The following is a 16,517-nucleotide window of genomic DNA, read 5'->3' as shown; positions in this document are numbered from 1 at the left end:
ACATACCATTTTATGAGCCTAAAAGTAATTGCTTTCGACGCCGATGATACCTTATGGATCAACGAAACCTATTTTGATGAAACTGAGAAGAAATTCTGTGGTTTGATGGAAGATTATTTATCGCATCAAGGAATTTCCAAAGAATTATTCAAAGTAGAAATCGACAATTTAAGATTGTACGGTTACGGAATCAAAGGCTATATTCTTTCTATGATTGAAGCAGCAATGACTATTTCAAACCATACACTTCCTATAGAAATCATTGAAAAAATCATTCAATACGGAAAAGAATTACTGGAAAAACCGATTGTTCTATTGGATGGTGTGGAAGAAACGTTGGAAACTTTACACGGAAAATACAAATTGGTCGTTGCCACCAAAGGGGATTTATTAGACCAACGCAGAAAACTGCATAATTCCGGTTTAGGTCATTATTTTCATCATATCGAAGTGATGTCAGACAAGCAGGAAGTAGATTATTCTGATTTGATTAAACGTTTAGAGATAGAACCTTCCGAATTTTTCATGATTGGAAATTCCTTAAAATCGGATGTTTTACCGGTTTTAGCCATTGGCGGACACGCCGTTCATATTCCGTTTCACACGACATGGGCACATGAGAAAATCGACCATACAATAGAACATGAAAACTTTAGTGCTTTTGAAAAAATAACTGATGTTTTAAAACGATTAGAATAAAGCAATCAATCTCCTTAGAGACAATCACAAAATTAAAGATTTATTAGGTCATTTATTAACTATTCTTGGCCTAATAAATCTTTAATCAAAGTCTTTTCAACTGGAAAACGATACGCATTTAGAAAAAAAATCTTTCAAAATTTTTCTTAAAAACTCCCAAATCACCGTTAAAAAGCCTATTTAAGGCTGTTATTTACAGAATTAAAAGGAATACTTTCATAATTCACTGTTTAAAATTTCTTATCAAACTTTGTGCTGTAGTTTTGTCTGGAATTTAAATAATAAAATTATGAAAAAAATCATACTTACGTTAGTTTTTGCATCGGCAATGACCACTATGAGTGCTCAAACAGAACCTGTAAAAAGCACAGAAGATGGCTTTAACAAATGGTCTATTGAATTAGCCGGTGGTGTTAACAAACCACAAAGACCAATGACTTCTGGTTATTTTACATCAACACCAAGTCCTTATGTTGTCGATCTAGGTGTTCGATACATGTTTAACAACAAATTTGGTTTGAAAGCTGATTTTGGCTACAACAGTTTTCAAGGAAAAAACAATTCTAAAGATTTTGACACTAAATATTACAGAGCAGATATTCAAGCTGTTGCTAACTTAGGAAGAATTATGAACTTTGAAACTTGGACTAAAACAATTGGTTTATTGGGTCATGCAGGTTTTGGTTTAGCACAATTAGAAGATCAAAATTCAGCTTTGAAAGATAGAATGGGTAATTTTATGGCTGGTGTAACCGGTCAAATCAGATTATCTGACAGAATTGCTTTAACAGGAGATTTCACAACAATCCTTAATGCTGCACAAGATGCTACTTTTGATGCTGCCAGTACTCGTGCTTCAAGAGGATTTTCAGGAATTCTTTTTAATGGTACTGTAGGTTTAGCAGTTTACTTAGGTAAAAATGTAAAACATGCTGACTGGGTAATCGATAATGAAGGCCGCTTTGATGCAATTGACGCCAGGTTTATGGCTATTGAAAATAAAATGCTAGACACTGATAAGGATGGTGTAGCTGATTATTTAGATGAAGAAGCTAATACACCGGCAGGAGCTATGGTTGATACTAAAGGAAGATCAATTGATAAAAACAACAATAATGTTCCTGATGAAACAGAAGCATATATCTTGAAAAATTATGGTAGCACTACTAATAATTCTCCGCTTTTAACAAACAACGAATTGATTAGAAGCTTAATCAACGGTGGTTATGTTGCAGTTTATTTTGATTTCAATAAATCTACTCCAACTAATGTTTCTACAGAAGGTACTGATTTCATGTTAACATACTTGAGAAACAATCCTACTGCCACAATTGATATTGTTGGTCATGCTGACGAAGTTGGAAGATCTGCATACAATGATAAATTATCTAATGCAAGAGCGAACAATGTGAAAAACACTTTAGTAAAAGCTAATATTGATGCATCAAGATTGAATGTTGTTGCTGCTGGTGAAGACACTTCAGTAGATATCGATTCAGAAAATGCAAGAAGATTAGTTAGAAGAGTTACTTTCAGAGTAAAATAAGTTTAGTTTTTTATTTCCAAAAGGCCCTAAAAGAAATTTCTTTTAGGGCCTTTTTTTATTTCTAATATTCTGTATTTTATCAGAAAATATTTTTTTTTAATATCGCAGCATTACAAACATCCATTTTTTATTTATTTACAAAAAAGATTAAATAAAAATGAATTTAAGGTTCAAAAGAATAGCTGTACTTTTGACAAATAAATAAAATTCGAAAATCTTGAAAATACTTTTAGATATTGAGAACTGGAACAGGAAGACCCATTTTCATTTTTTTAGACAATTTGAAGAACCTTTTTTTGGTGCAACTGTCGAAATTGATTGTACCAAAGCCTATGAAACTGCAAAAGCGCTGGATGCTTCCTTTTTTATCTATTACTTACACAAAACATTAGTTGCAGTTAATGCAATCGAATCGTTTCGCTATAGAATTTCGGATGATAAAATATACGTTTGTGACCAAATTAATGGTTCCGCTACCATTGGTCGTGAAGATGGCAGTTTTGGATTTTCTTTGATGGAATATAATGCTGATTTCACTATTTTTAAAGCTACTGCTTCGGCGGAGATTGAACGGATACAAAATACAACAGGACTTTTCACCCGAACATTTGAAGAGGATAACGTGATCCATTTTTCGGCAATTCCTTGGCTTAATTTCACTTCTTTATCCCATGCCAGAAGTTATACGTTTCCGGACAGTTGCCCAAAAATTTCCTTTGGAAAAATGATTGTTGCCCAAAACGGAAAAAGAACTATGTCTATGTCTGTCCATGTGCATCACGGACTAATGGATGGTTTGCATGTAGGTCAATTTGTAGATTATTTTCAAGAGATTATGAATCAGTAAATTAAGTATTTTTTGTAACTTTACTTAAAACTTACTGCCATGCTATCAAAAAATATAGAACTCGCGTTGAATCATCAGATTCGCATTGAAGCTGAATCATCCCAAACCTATCTTTCTATGGCTTCTTGGTCAGAGACTCATGGTTTGGAAGGAATTTCAAAATTTATGTATGCCCAATCTGATGAAGAACGGGCACACATGCTTAAACTGGTCCGGTATATAAATGAAAGAGGCGGCCATGCAAGAGTAAGCGAATTAAAAGCTCCAAAAATTAGCTATGAAACATTCAAGCAAATGTTTGAAGAACTTTACAAACACGAAATTTTTGTTTCTGAATCAATTAACGAACTCGTTCACATTTCGTTTTCAGAAAAAGATTATGCCACACATAACTTTTTACAATGGTATGTTGCTGAACAAATTGAAGAAGAAGCCCAAGCTAAACTTATTTTAGATAAGATAAATCTAATTGGCGATGACAAAGGTGGTTTGTATTTGTTTGACAGAGATATTCAACAAATGACTTTAAAAAGTGCTACCTCCAAAGATTCTAAATAATCAAACACACTTTAGAATCTATAAATAATATAACTTGATTTTAATACTTTAAAAATTGAGTAAAAAGAAAAAAAATAAGGAAAAGAAAAAAGAAAAAAAAGAGTCCGATAAAAAGGATGCTCCTAAGGGCAAACTCAAATCAAAATGTTGTGAAAGTTATAAAGAAGGGGAAAACAAGCGTTGCAAACGTTGCCCTAGATTTGATTTACGAAAAAAAGAAAAATAAAAAGTGTCTCGTCGCAGTTTACAGTCGCAGTCCACACATTTAGTTAAAAAAACCATCGACAGTCGATGGTTTTTTTGTTTGATTTTCAGTCACAATTTGCAACATTACAATATCTGTAAACTGGGACTGATCACTAAAAAACTATTTCCCTAAAAGAAGCACATCGTTAACCACGACTTCAGTGATATAGCGTTTTTCACCATTTTTATCATCGTAGCTTCGATGGGTTAATTTGCCTTCAATGGCAATTTCTTTTCCTTTGGCAACATATTTTTCTATAATTTCAGCAGTTTTTCCCCAAGCTACCAGTTTGTGCCATTGGGTTTCTTCCACTTTTTCCCCTTTGTCGTTTTTGTAGCTTTCGTTTGTCGCTATTGTAAAATTGGCTAATTTTTTTCCTCCGTCAAAAACTTTGATTTCCGGATCATTCCCTACGTGTCCAATTAACTGTACTTTGTTTCTTAATGCATTCATGGCGTGTAAAATTTAAATGTTAGTGTATATAAGTTATTTGTTGAATCATTGTCTCAAATCAACATGGCAAAGATGCGACGGGTTCCAAAACTTATTCGGTTACTAACTGTTTACTTTCGGTTGTAACTATTTGTAACCGTTTGTAAATGGAAATATTTGATTATATTTGATGGAAATCAACTTCTTATGCAAACGAAAATAAAAAAAGTAGAATTACGAAATCTAGCGTTTGACGACTATAAGCAGTTAAAGAAATCAATGGTGGAATCGTATCCGGAAATGGCAGATTCGTATTGGAAAGAACAAGATATTGAGAAACTACTGGACCTATTTCCTGAAGGACAGTTGGTGATTTTAGCCGATGGAAAAGTGGTTGGCGCAGCGCTATCATTAATTGTAGCCGAAATTTTAGTTGACAAAAATCCTAATTATGCTAAAATAACCGGAAATTTTACATTCTCGACACACAACCCAAAAGGGGAAATTCTGTACGGAATTGATGTATTTATTCATCCTGATTACAGAGGTTTGCGACTTGGCAGACGACTGTATGATGCCCGAAAAGAATTGTGTGAAAAATTAAACTTAAAGGCTATCGTTTTTGCCGGAAGGATTCCAAATTATAATAAACACGCTGAAAAGCTGACTCCCAAAAAATATATTGAGAAAGTAAAACTAAAAGAATTGCATGATCCTGTGCTTTCTTTTCAGTTGAGTAATGATTTTCATGTGATGAGAATTATGAAAAACTATCTGCCGGGCGATGCCGATTCTAAAGAATTTGCTGTGCTATTAGAATGGAATAATATTTATTATGATGAAAGTCCTCAATTAATAAACACCCAAAAAAGTACCATCAGACTTGGATTAATTCAATGGCAAATGCGTCCGTTAATAAATCTCGAAGCCTTATTTGAACAAGCCGAATTTTTTATTGATGCTGTATCCGGTTATAAGAGTGATTTTGCTCTTTTTCCAGAGTTGTTTATTGCACCACTTATGGCAGATTACAATCATTTATCGGAACCTGATGCCATTAGAGAGCTAGCAAAATATGCAGATCCTATTCGCAAAAAATTTCAGGAATTTGCTATTTCGTATAATATTAATATCATTTCAGGAAGTATGCCTTATTTAGAAAACGGCACTTTGTACAATGTTGGGTTTCTTTGCAAAAGAGACGGAACCTCTGAAATGTATTATAAGATTCACATCACTCCAAATGAAGTTTTGCATTGGGGAATGAAAGGCGGCTCACAAATTAAAACTTTTAATACTGACTGCGGAAAAATAGGAATCATGATTTGTTATGATGTTGAATTCCCGGAAATGGCGCGATTAATGGCCGATGAAGAAATGAATATTTTATTTGTCCCGTTTTTAACCGATACCCAAAGTGGTTACACCAGAGTAAAACACTGTGCACAAGCCCGAGCCATAGAAAATGAATGTTATGTAGCGATTGCAGGATGTGTGGGGAATCTTCCAAAAGTGAACAATATGGACATCCAATATGCACAAACGGCTGTCTTTACACCTTCGGATTTTGCGTTTCCCAGCACCGGAATAAAAGCGGAAACGACGCCTAATACTGAAATGACTTTGATTGTAGATGTCGATTTGAATTTACTTAAAGAGCTTCACGAACATGGAAGTGCCAGAATCCTAAAAGACCGCAGGACTGATTTATACGAAATTAAAAAACTCAATCCATGAACAAAACCTGTTTAGAATGTGGAGAAAAAATTGTAGGCCGCGAAGATAAAAAGTTTTGCAGCGACGGTTGTCGGAATGCCTACAATAACAAGATAAACAAAGACAGTACAAATTTTATGCGCAACGTAAACAACAAGTTGCGCAAGAATTACCGCATTCTATCCGAACTTAATGTTGAAGGAAAATCAAAAACCACTCGGGCGAAACTCCTAAGCAAGGGTTTTGATTTTGAGTTTTTTACCAATATTTTACAAACCAAAACAGGAAATACCTACTATTTCCTATACGACCAGGGCTATATGCTTTTGGACAATGATTTTTACATATTAGTCAAAAAAGATATTTAACAACCCCCCAAATCTATCTAGCCAATAATGAAAAAAGATTATTCCTCCATTTTTGCCAGTTTATTTATCCTAGTCATTTTGGTATTGATTTACTTTACGATGATGCCACATTGGACTTCGGATGACGAAGGTCCACTTTCTGAATTTTCGACTAAAAGGGCTTACGCACAAGTAGAGGCCATTTCAAAACAACCCCATTATGTAGGTTCCCAAAATCATGAAGTCGTAGCGAACTATCTCCAAAAAGAGCTTAACAAACTTGGATTAGAAACAACTGTTCAAGAAGGATATACGTTGAGCGATTGGGGAAATCTGGTAAAATCTAAAAATATACTGGCTCGAATAAAAGGAACCAATAGTTCTAAAGCTTTACTGCTGCTTACCCATTATGACAGCGCACCGCATTCCTATTCTCACGGCGCAAGCGATGCCGGTTCCGGTGTTGCGACAATATTGGAGAGTGTGCGTGCTTTTTTGTACAATAAAACACCACATAAAAACGATATTATCATTCTGTTTTCGGATGCGGAGGAATTGGGATTGAATGGCGCAGCACTTTTTGTAACCCAACACCAATGGGCAAAAGAAGTTGGTTTAGTACTGAACTTTGAGGCACGCGGTTCTTCAGGTCCTAGTTATATGTTGATGGAAACCAACAAGGGAAATGCCGGATTGGTGAAAGAATTTGCTGCCGCAAAAGCTACTTTTCCAGTATCAAATTCCTTGATGTATAGCATTTATAAAATGTTGCCCAATGATACGGATTTGACTGTTTTCAGGGAACAAGGGAATATTCAAGGCTATAATTTTGCCTTTATTGACGACCATTTTAATTATCATACCGCTCAAGATGACATCAACCATTTGAACAAAAACACGTTAGCACATCAAGGCACGTACTTAATGCCTTTGTTAAATTATTTTTCGAATGCAGATTTGAATACCACACAAGCGACTGATGACGATGTTTATTTTACCATTCCATATACTTTTATAAGCTATCCTTTCAGTTGGGTTTTACCAATGGTGGTAATCGCATTGGCATTGTTTATTTTCCTGTTATTTTTAGGAAAAGCCAAGCGCATTTTATCATTCCGGGAAATTTGCAGCGGATTTATACCGTTTTTGGGTTCCTTAATCGTTACTGGATTAATTACTTTTTTTGGATGGAAAGCGTTACTAAAAATCTACCCGCAATACAACGATTTACTCAACGGATTTACGTATAATGGACACGCTTATATCGCTGCATTTGTACTTTTGGCTTTAGCGATAAGTTTGGCATTTTACAACCGATTTTCTGCCAAAAAGGTAACAATGAATCATTATGTGGCACCATTATCTTTATGGATTATCATCAACGGAGGTCTTGCTTTTGCTTTACAAGGTGCAGGCTTTTTGATTATTCCGGTTTACTTTGGGCTATTTATATTTAGTGTTTTTATTGTTACCCAAAGATCTAATAAAATACTAAATCTTATTTGCAGCATTCCTGCTTTGATTATCATAGCGCCATTTATTCAAATGTTCCCTATTGGTTTGGGATTAAAAGTACTGTTTGGAAGCGCCATTCTTACTGTATTGACCTTCGGTTTATTGTTGCCCGTTTTTGGGGCTTTCGCCAAAAAGGGAATCTGGTCATTAGTGTTTTTTGTACTCGCCATAGGCTTTTTTGCGAAAGCACATTCCGAATCGGGGTACGAATTTGGAAAAGCCAAATCAAACAGTTTATTGTACGTCTATAATGCCGATTCGAACCAAGCCAATTGGATAACGTATGACACCAATCTTGATTCCTGGACCAAAGGCTATTTAGGCGAAAACATGAAAGAAGCGACTACCATGGAAGACACGCCATTATTCAGTAAATACAATTCCAAGTTTACGTACCAGGCGGAAGCTCCCCTAAAAGCATTAGAAAAACCAACTATCGAATTTCTTGAAGACAAGATTGTGGGTAATCAAAGGTATTTGAAAATACGAATCTCACCGAACCGAAACGTAAACCGCTATGATATTTTTGCCAATGAAAAAATGGTAATTCATAATTTCAAAGCAAATGGCGTAACCTCATTAGGTCAGAAAAATTCTTTATACCAACGAAAAGACAAAAAAATATTGAGTTATTATGTAGTTGACAATGTACCTTTGGAAATACAATTCACTATAAATACGTCAACTGTTTTTGACATGCAATTAATGGAAAGTTCTTTTGACTTAATGACCAATCCTTTATTTGGAATGGCAAAAAGAGAAAACTGGATGATGCCAACGCCGTTCGTCCTAAATGATGCGGTAGTGATTAAAGAAAAAATAAAACCAAGTCCAGTAGTGGCTGTAAACACTTTGAATAGTAGCATTGTTACCCCTGTTGTAAAAGATAGCTTGACTGTTGCAAAAGACAGTTTGAAAGTCAAATAGCAAAAAATGTCATCACAAATTGTGACCCCATATTATAACTATATTGTAAAACCATAATTTGATGTAGCTAAATACATTACAATCTAAAATACACGATATCCGTGGCCAAAAGGTAATACTTGATTTTGACCTTGCTGCACTTTATGAAGTAGAGACTAAAGTATTGAATCAAGCTGTAAAAAGAAACATCAGACGATTTCCAGTTGATTTTATGTTTCAATTATCAGAAGAAGAATATCATTCTCTAAGGTCACAAATTGTGACCTTAGAGAATGTTGGCAGAGGTAAATATAGAAAATACAATCCTTTTGCCTTTACTGAACAAGGTGTCGCCATGTTGAGTGGCATTTTAAATTCGGATGTGGCAATTCATGTAAATATCGCTATCATGCGTACTTTTGTGATGATTCGAAAATATACTTTGGAACACAAAGAATTCAATGAAAAATTGCTGGAAATAGAAACGAAATACGACAAGAAGTTTAGTGATGTGTATGAAGCATTGAATTATCTTATCCGGAAAGACGAAAAAGAAGCGATTCAAAAAGAACGCAAACAAATTGGTTACAAAAAATAAAAATGACAAAAATTAGCATTTTGGGTTGTGGTTGGTTGGGTTTACCTTTGGCGAAAGCCTTATTAGGAAAAGGATTTTCAGTAAATGGATCGACGACTTCGGTGGAGAAATTATCAGTGTTGGAAAATTCAGGAATTAATCCTTTTTTAATTGCGCTTTCGGAAGTTAAAACGGATGGAAACATAGTCGGTTTTTTGGAAAATTCTGAAATTTTGATAGTTGATGTTCCACCAAAGCTTCGTGGTTCAGGGACAGAAAACTTCGTTTCAAAAATTAGAAATGTGATTCCGTTTATAGAAAAATCTTCTATTAATAAATTGATTTTCATTAGCTCCACTTCCGTTTATGGAGATACTCATGCTGTCGTATCAGAGGAAACAACACCTCATCCTGATACCGAAAGTGGAAAACAATTATTGGAAACAGAACAGCTTTTGCAAAGCAATAAAAACTTCAAAACTACTATGCTGCGTTTTGGCGGTTTAATTGGCTTAGACCGACATCCAGTAAAATTTCTGGCTGGTCGCGAGAATCTAGACAATCCCGAAGCGCCTATAAATCTGATCCATCAGGAAGATTGCATAGGAATTATTCTAAAGATTATTGAGGATAATTCTTGGAATGAAACCTTCAATGCGGTAACGCCATCACATCCTTCACGAGAAAGGTATTATACCCAAAAAGCAATTCGTTTGAATTTGGCTTTGCCAAAATTTAATCATTCAGCACCATCAATAGGAAAAATTATTTTGAGTGATAAAGTAGAAACTATTTTAAATTATACTTTTACAAAACCAAATTTATACAGTGAGAACTAAAATTAAAAATGCCCTTTCATCTAAAATCAATACCATTGGCTTACCCATATTAGCGTTATGCTGGGTTAGTTTTTTTTGGGGCACCACTTGGATTGCTTCAAAAGAGGGAGTCAAACACATGCCGGCTTTACAGCTCGCAGGTATCAGACAATTTATAGGCGGGGTTCTTTATATTTCCTTTTTTATGTTTAAAAAAACACCATGGCCAAAAGGAAAACAATGGAAAACAATTATCATTCTCAGCATTCTTAATTTCGTTTTAAGCAACGGACTAAGCACTTGGGGCGTGAAGTATATCAGTAGTGGTTTAGGTGCTATTATAGGTGCTCTTGTTCCATTATGGGTTGTTATTATCAGTTTTTTTAGGGGCGAACGATTGGCACGATTAGCCGTTATTGGTCTGGTGGTGAGTTTTGGTGGTGTATGCGTTATTTTCTACGATCATTTAAGCGATTTTCTACTTCCCGATTTTAGATTTGGGATTTTCATTTCGATAATTTCTACGTTAACCTGGGCGTTTGGAACCTTATATACTAAGAAAAAAGCAGCCAGTTTCAATCCTTATTTTAGTTTAGGATTACAAATGTTCTTATCCAGTATTTTGCTTTTTGCTTTTACCGGCGCTACCGGAACATCAGTAAGTTTAAGTTCTATCCCTATGATTTCCTGGTTGTCAATTGCTTATTTAGTGATTTTTGGTTCTGTTCTTACATTCATAGCATTTATCTATGCTCTTCAAAACCTACCTGCAGAAATAAATAGTATTTATGCTTATATTAACCCAATTGTAGCGGTCATTTTAGGCACTATTATTTTTGGTGAATCACTTACAACTGCAATAGCCATTGGAGGAGCAGTAACATTAACAGGATTGTATATGGTGAATTATTCCTTAAGAAAAGGGCGTAAGATAGTATAAACAAAAGTCCCGTCTGAATAATTACAAACGGGACTTTTATCTCTAATTAAGCTTAATCTATTACCATATTTTCACTCGTTTTTCCGGTTCAATAAACATACCATCTCCTTTTTGAATTCCAAATGCTTTATAAAATGCATCTAAATTTTGGATTGGCACATACGCACGGAACATTCCTGGAGAATGCGGATCTGTTTTCACCTGACTTTTTAAAGCTTCATCACGCATTTTAGTACGCCAAACGGTAGACCAAGAAATAAAGAAACGTTGTTCAGGCGTGAAACCGTCTATTAATCCAGGATTTCCATTTTCTTTTAAATACATCTGTAATCCATCATAAGCAGCATTTACCCCGCCTAAATCACCTATGTTTTCTCCTAAAGTGAATTTTCCGTCCACATGAATTCCAGGCAAAGGCTCTAAAGCACTGTATTGGTCAGCCAAAGCCGTTCCTAGAGCAGTAAATTGTTTTAAATCCTCGGCTGTCCACCAGTCTACAAGGTTACCATCGGCATTGTATCGCGCTCCTGAATCATCAAATCCATGAGAAATTTCGTGTCCGATTACGGCGCCAATTCCACCATAATTTACGGCTTCATCTGCTTGATAATTGTAAAAAGGAGGTTGTAAAATAGCCGCTGGAAACACAATCTCATTATACGAAGGATTGTAATATGCATTTACAGTTTGTGGTGACATACCCCATTCAGTCTTATCAACTGGTTTATTGAGTTTATCTAAGTCTTTTTGAAAACTCCAACGGGAAAGGTCTTTTACATTTTCAAAATAACTACCTCCTTCAGATGGGCTAATTATCGTTAAAGCCGAATAATCTTTCCATTTGTCTGGATAACCAATTTTTACCGTGATTTTATTTAATTTTTCAATTGCTTTAATTTTTGTTTCGGCAGACATCCAAGTCAAATTATTTATTCTGTTTTGATACGCCAGAATAACATTTTTAATCATTTTCTCCGCTTTAAATTTGGCTTCAGCAGGAAACATTTTTTCAACATATAATTTCCCTAGTGCCTCACCAATTGTGTTATTTACCGTTTGCAAGGCTTTTTCTTCACGAGGTCTTTGCTTTTTAGCTCCTGTTAAGGTTTTACCATAAAAGTCGAAATTAGCTGCTTCAATAGCTGCAGTCAATTGTCCTGAAGATTTACTGAGTAAAGACCATTTCAAATATTCTTTCCAATCTTCCACTTTATTTTCTTTGAAAACAGCTTGCATGGCTTTCATGTATCGTGGTTGGGTAACAATTATGGAATCCAATTTTGAAAAGCCAACCCCTGCAAAATAATTTTGCCAATTGATTATTGGTATCATTTTTTGTAAATCGGCAATCGTCATCGGATTATACTGCAATCTACTGTCTCTTCTTTCAACACGGTCTAATCTAGGTTGTGACATTGCCGTTTCTAATGCTAAAATCTTGATTGCACTTGCTTTTGCCTGCGCTGGGTTTTCACCAATAAACTGGAGCATTCGCTCTACGTGAAGTACATATTTACCTCTTTTTTCTTTAGAATCTTTATCATCTGAAGTATAATAATCTTTGTCAGGTAAACCTAATCTTCCAACTTCCAAACTAACGGAATTCTTAGTACTATTTTTGTCGTCTGCTCCTACACCTACACCAAAAAAACCAATACCACCAATCGGTTCCATTTCAATTAACAAATTTTGTAAATCCTGAATATTTTTTACGGCATCAATTTTTGCTAAATATTTCTTTAATGGTTTTATTCCCTCTTTTTCTCTCGCAACTGTATCCAGGATTGATTTGAAAAGATTGACCGCTTTTCCTTGATCTGTATTGGACTTGTAAAGAGGATTCAGAGAAGCCTCTTTCAAGATGGCTAATGCATCTTTATCGGTCTTTTTTAATAACTCATTAAAACTTCCCCATGAAGTTCTATCACTTGGAATTTCTGTTTTATCAAGCCATGTTCCATTTACATATCTAAAAAAGTCATCGTTAGATCTGACTTTTGTATCCATATTAGAAAGATTAATTCCGGGTTGCAAATGCACTGGAACATTTTGCGCATTACTAACATTGAATCCAAAGATTGCAGGAATCACAAAAAGAAACTGTTTACTAAATTGTTTTTTCATTTTTTATAATGGTTAAGACGTATACACAAACTTATCAATAATATTTTTAATATTTGTTAAGTTTCACATTCGAATAACATTTTGTTAAATACTTAGAATTAAGATCTTCTCTTCGTATTTTCAATTTTGCTACTCTAAATTTCGATTTTAATCGAGAGATAATTTTTTCAGCTGCTTTTTCATCTATTTTACTAAAAAAATAGCGACGAAAAACAAAAAATTCACTAACTTTAATAAGCCAAAACCAAAAAAGCTTCAATAGCAATACCCATAAAACACTGAAGTGAAAATCCGTTTGTCGTTTCTTTAAAAAAATGGATTTGGTCATACGTTTGAAACGGCAAGATAGCGCCTAACTTTGGGTGATTAGAACTTGCATAATACATTCGATAATAAAATATAAGAAGAAAGTACGACACTTCCATCTACAGAAGCAAGAACACAAATAGAAAAATTTAAATACTGGTTACTATCCAAACGCTGTAGTTACAGTACTACAAAAACGCATACTGTGGCATTAAAATCATTTTTGGTTTTTCTTTAATGAAAAAACAGTTGCCGAAATCACCAAGGATGTGATACTTTACAATACTAACTTCATCCTTAAAAAAAAATTATCGACATACTATCAAAACCAAATTGTAAATACGATAAAACTATTTTTCAGGATAATTAGATTCTAAAAATGGAGATAATACAAAGCCAGTGGTTATTTAAAAGGGAACAGAAAAAATGTTTTATGGAGTTGATTAAAATTACTTAGTCCTACCTGAAGAGACCATTTTTTTTACCAACAAATTATCAATTATTAATAAAAAAAGAAATCATGAAAAAATCTTTATTTATTATATTGGTTCTCACAGTAAATATAGTTTTTGCACAACGAATAGTAACTGGGGTAATAACCGACAAAACAAACAGACCTATTGAAAGCGTAGAAATTAGTGTGAAAAACACAGCCCTAAAAACTTTTACAGATGCGGCAGGAAGGTATTCAATTGAAGTACCGGCGACTACAGAAACTCTTGAATTTACAAAAGAAAATTTCAAAGTGCAAGTGGTTGAAATTACCAGTGATACGGTAAATTTAAACATAACATTGATTGCCGGTGTTGATTTTTTTGAACTCAGTCTGGAAGAACTAATGAATGTTGAAGTTATAACTGCTTCTAAAAAACCAGAGAATCAAAAAATCGCACCAGCAACAATTTATGTTGTCACTGAAAAAGATATTATTGAAAACGGTTACACTGATTTAACAAATTTACTAGAAAACGTTCCAGGTATGGTGGCCATAAGAACTGACCATTTTACTTTTGGTGGACAACGTGGTTTTTTAAGTAATTTTTCGCAAACGCTACTGTTGGTAAACGGACGAGAAATGCAAAATTTATTTGCTTCCGAAACATTTATTTCAACACAATTTGCAACGCATAACATAAAACAGGTTGAAATTCTGCAAGGTCCGGCTTCTGCTCTTTATGGTGCAAATGCTTTAGTTGGAGTTATTAATATCATAACAAAAAATGACTCTCCTGATTTTAACAAAATAGAATATAATGTTGGAGTTGGAACACAAGCAACTCAATCTCAAAGCATTGTTTTTGGACGAAATCTAAATGATTTTCGTATTAGTGGTAGTTTTAGATATTTCCGTAGCAATCTTTGGGATTATAAAGATTTTATAAAAGACACCCTAAATTTCAGACAAGGAGTTCCTTCTAATGCATTTCCCGTAAACCAAGAATTTAAACAGACTAGCTGGTCGCTTCCCTATGCTGCAAAAATTTCTTATAAAGGTTTTTATTTGGGAGTAGAGGGTTATGAGCTTAAAGGCAGCAAAGGACTTGAAAACATTTCGTTAGATTACACGAATCAAAGTGATTTCCGTCAATTAGCCTTGTATTATGCTGGTATGGAAAAAGAAATTACTGCCAAACTTAAAATTAATACCGAACTTCAATTTTATAAAGAAAGATTCTGGGGAGTAAACTACACTTTTGACAACGCTATCTATGACTCTCTTGTAAAAAACGGGCATAATCCAGACGTACCACTTACGAATCATGAAATTAATGACAATTTTATGATGGCATATTCACAGCAATCGAGTTCAGGTTCCAAACGATATAAAGGAAATATACAATTGAATTATGTTCCAAGTCAAACGGTATCTATTATCGGAGGGTATAGTTTTGATCTGTTTGATTTGTTAGGTTTAGCTCTTTCTACGGATAAATTAAATCCTAGTTTTGATGAAACACGATCTATCGAAAATAGAATGCGCAAACCATTTTTTCGTCAGTATAAAAACTCCCTATTTTTACAATTGCAAAAAACGCTTTTTGATAAATTATATATCACGCTGGGCGGACGATTTGATTATCACAATATCTATAAATCCATTCTTACCTTTCGCAGTGGTTTAGTTTACACCCCATTTCAAAAAACTTCGATACGATTTCTTTTTGGACAGGCTTTCCGGGAACCTAATATTTTTGAACTTGGTGCCTCATCCGCAAAAAATGTGGTTAATGAACTTAATCCGGCGCGTATGAATACTTTTGAGATTGGAATTAATCAATCGTTTACAAGTAATTTAATAGCAAATATTGTTGCCTACAAAAATAGGGCAACAAATTTTATTGAACCTACCGAAACGGGAGGGTTCATAAATTCAGATAATGTAATAAATGTCTTTGGTATTGAGAGCCAATTGTTTTATAAAACAGGAAAAATTAGAACTGAAATTGGTTATTCTTATGTTAAAAAAGATGCTGATGATTACGCTGGTGTCAGTACCGTAAATCTGGGCGTTTATCCCCATAGAATAACCGGAGGTTTGACTTTTAATACAACTGATAACTTTACAATCAATTCAAGGATCAATTATTATTCTCAAATTCAAGCAAAACATGGCAATAAGGATGTTACACAAATAATTACCATTCCATCCTATGCTAAGGTAGATTTGACATTTTCTTATGTAAAAATAAAAGTGTACGATGCCGAAATTACTACACAATTACTGGTTACGAATATTTTTGATACAGAATTCTATCAGCCTAATATAAGAATAGGTGGTCCAAAACAATTTTTACAGCATGGAAGACAGCTATTTTGCAATTTAATAGTTAAATTTTAAAAATGATAAAGGAATGCAATAGTATTTGTCTTAAAATACAGCTGTTTTTAATTTTTTTGCTTTTCAAATTTGATAAAATTAAAAGAGATTCTTTTTTAAA

The 16,517-nt window shown here is 34.1% G+C and carries 14 protein-coding genes; 12 read left to right on the top strand and 2 right to left on the bottom strand.

Features of this window, described 5'->3' with window-relative positions; all coding sequences use genetic code 11:
- The first annotated feature begins 12 nt into the window (after positions 1 to 12).
- The 5 genes from ACM55I_RS00210 (at position 13) to ACM55I_RS00190 (ending at position 3,876) form a co-directional block, all read left to right on the top strand.
- Positions 13 to 699 (top strand): HAD family hydrolase, encoded by a 687-nt coding sequence (locus tag ACM55I_RS00210; RefSeq protein WP_416844783.1) that lies wholly within the window; start codon positions 13 to 15, stop codon positions 697 to 699.
- A 289-nt stretch (positions 700 to 988) separates the two neighbouring features.
- Positions 989 to 2,245, top strand: a complete 1,257-nt coding sequence (locus tag ACM55I_RS00205) for an OmpA family protein (protein WP_416844782.1) — start codon at positions 989 to 991, stop codon at positions 2,243 to 2,245.
- Positions 2,246 to 2,462: 217 nt separating this feature from the next.
- Positions 2,463 to 3,092 (top strand): CatA-like O-acetyltransferase, encoded by a 630-nt coding sequence (locus tag ACM55I_RS00200; protein WP_416844781.1) that lies wholly within the window; start codon positions 2,463 to 2,465, stop codon positions 3,090 to 3,092.
- Positions 3,093 to 3,131: 39 nt separating this feature from the next.
- Entirely contained in the window at positions 3,132 to 3,650 is a 519-nt protein-coding gene (locus tag ACM55I_RS00195) for a ferritin (protein ID WP_416844780.1), read from the top strand.
- A 55-nt stretch (positions 3,651 to 3,705) separates the two neighbouring features.
- A complete protein-coding gene (locus ACM55I_RS00190; RefSeq protein WP_416844779.1) occupies positions 3,706 to 3,876 on the top strand; it encodes a hypothetical protein in 171 nt (56 codons plus the stop codon).
- Positions 3,877 to 4,017: 141 nt separating this feature from the next.
- Here the strand turns inward: ACM55I_RS00190 and ACM55I_RS00185 are convergent, their stop codons facing one another.
- A complete protein-coding gene (locus ACM55I_RS00185) occupies positions 4,018 to 4,350 on the bottom strand; it encodes a single-stranded DNA-binding protein (RefSeq protein ID WP_416844778.1) in 333 nt (110 codons plus the stop codon).
- A 186-nt stretch (positions 4,351 to 4,536) separates the two neighbouring features.
- On the opposite strand from ACM55I_RS00185, the gene ACM55I_RS00180 reads away from it, so the two are divergent.
- The 6 genes from ACM55I_RS00180 to ACM55I_RS00155 all read left to right on the top strand — a co-directional run bounded on the left by ACM55I_RS00180 (position 4,537) and on the right by ACM55I_RS00155 (position 11,148).
- Entirely contained in the window at positions 4,537 to 6,066 is a 1,530-nt protein-coding gene (locus ACM55I_RS00180; protein WP_416844777.1) for a GNAT family N-acetyltransferase, read from the top strand.
- Complete coding sequence (locus ACM55I_RS00175) at positions 6,063 to 6,413, top strand: hypothetical protein (RefSeq protein ID WP_416844776.1); 351 nt, start codon at positions 6,063 to 6,065, stop codon at positions 6,411 to 6,413. Before ACM55I_RS00180 ends, ACM55I_RS00175 begins: the two co-directional genes overlap by 4 nt.
- A 99-nt stretch (positions 6,414 to 6,512) precedes the next feature.
- Entirely contained in the window at positions 6,513 to 8,834 is a 2,322-nt protein-coding gene (locus tag ACM55I_RS00170) for a M28 family peptidase (RefSeq protein ID WP_416844923.1), read from the top strand.
- Between the two features lie 88 nt (positions 8,835 to 8,922).
- Positions 8,923 to 9,411 carry an ORF6N domain-containing protein gene (locus ACM55I_RS00165; RefSeq protein WP_416844922.1) on the top strand — a complete coding sequence of 163 codons (489 nt, stop codon included), beginning with the start codon at positions 8,923 to 8,925 and terminating at the stop codon, positions 9,409 to 9,411.
- Positions 9,412 to 9,413: 2 nt separating this feature from the next.
- A complete protein-coding gene (locus tag ACM55I_RS00160; RefSeq protein WP_416844775.1) occupies positions 9,414 to 10,229 on the top strand; it encodes an SDR family oxidoreductase in 816 nt (271 codons plus the stop codon).
- Positions 10,219 to 11,148 carry a DMT family transporter gene (locus ACM55I_RS00155; RefSeq protein ID WP_416844774.1) on the top strand — a complete coding sequence of 310 codons (930 nt, stop codon included), beginning with the start codon at positions 10,219 to 10,221 and terminating at the stop codon, positions 11,146 to 11,148. Before ACM55I_RS00160 ends, ACM55I_RS00155 begins: the two co-directional genes overlap by 11 nt.
- 60 nt (positions 11,149 to 11,208) lie before the next feature.
- Here the strand turns inward: ACM55I_RS00155 and ACM55I_RS00150 are convergent, their stop codons facing one another.
- Positions 11,209 to 13,272 carry a M13 family metallopeptidase gene (locus ACM55I_RS00150; protein ID WP_416844773.1) on the bottom strand — a complete coding sequence of 688 codons (2,064 nt, stop codon included), beginning with the start codon at positions 13,270 to 13,272 and terminating at the stop codon, positions 11,209 to 11,211.
- 826 nt (positions 13,273 to 14,098) lie between these two features.
- Between ACM55I_RS00150 and ACM55I_RS00145 the strand changes: the two genes are divergently transcribed.
- Positions 14,099 to 16,417 (top strand): TonB-dependent receptor, encoded by a 2,319-nt coding sequence (locus ACM55I_RS00145; protein ID WP_416844772.1) that lies wholly within the window; start codon positions 14,099 to 14,101, stop codon positions 16,415 to 16,417.
- Positions 16,418 to 16,517: the final 100 nt, after the last annotated feature.

The sequence above is a fragment of the Flavobacterium algoris genome, assembly GCF_048158525.1.
Lineage (GTDB): Bacteria > Bacteroidota > Bacteroidia > Flavobacteriales > Flavobacteriaceae > Flavobacterium > Flavobacterium algoris.
The sequence above is the reverse complement of the archived record's forward strand: the minus strand, read 5'-3'. Positions and strand labels throughout refer to the sequence as shown.

Coding starts and splice junctions, on each gene's coding strand:
- ACM55I_RS00180 (WP_416844777.1), top strand. CDS start 4,537: ATGCAAACGAAAATAAAAAAAGTAGAATTACGAAATCTAGCGTTTGAC.
- ACM55I_RS00195 (WP_416844780.1), top strand. CDS start 3,132: ATGCTATCAAAAAATATAGAACTCGCGTTGAATCATCAGATTCGCATT.
- ACM55I_RS00175 (WP_416844776.1), top strand. CDS start 6,063: ATGAACAAAACCTGTTTAGAATGTGGAGAAAAAATTGTAGGCCGCGAA.
- ACM55I_RS00150 (WP_416844773.1), bottom strand. CDS start 13,272: ATGAAAAAACAATTTAGTAAACAGTTTCTTTTTGTGATTCCTGCAATC.
- ACM55I_RS00145 (WP_416844772.1), top strand. CDS start 14,099: ATGAAAAAATCTTTATTTATTATATTGGTTCTCACAGTAAATATAGTT.
- ACM55I_RS00170 (WP_416844923.1), top strand. CDS start 6,513: ATGATGCCACATTGGACTTCGGATGACGAAGGTCCACTTTCTGAATTT.
- ACM55I_RS00160 (WP_416844775.1), top strand. CDS start 9,414: ATGACAAAAATTAGCATTTTGGGTTGTGGTTGGTTGGGTTTACCTTTG.
- ACM55I_RS00210 (WP_416844783.1), top strand. CDS start 13: ATGAGCCTAAAAGTAATTGCTTTCGACGCCGATGATACCTTATGGATC.
- ACM55I_RS00185 (WP_416844778.1), bottom strand. CDS start 4,350: ATGAATGCATTAAGAAACAAAGTACAGTTAATTGGACACGTAGGGAAT.
- ACM55I_RS00205 (WP_416844782.1), top strand. CDS start 989: ATGAAAAAAATCATACTTACGTTAGTTTTTGCATCGGCAATGACCACT.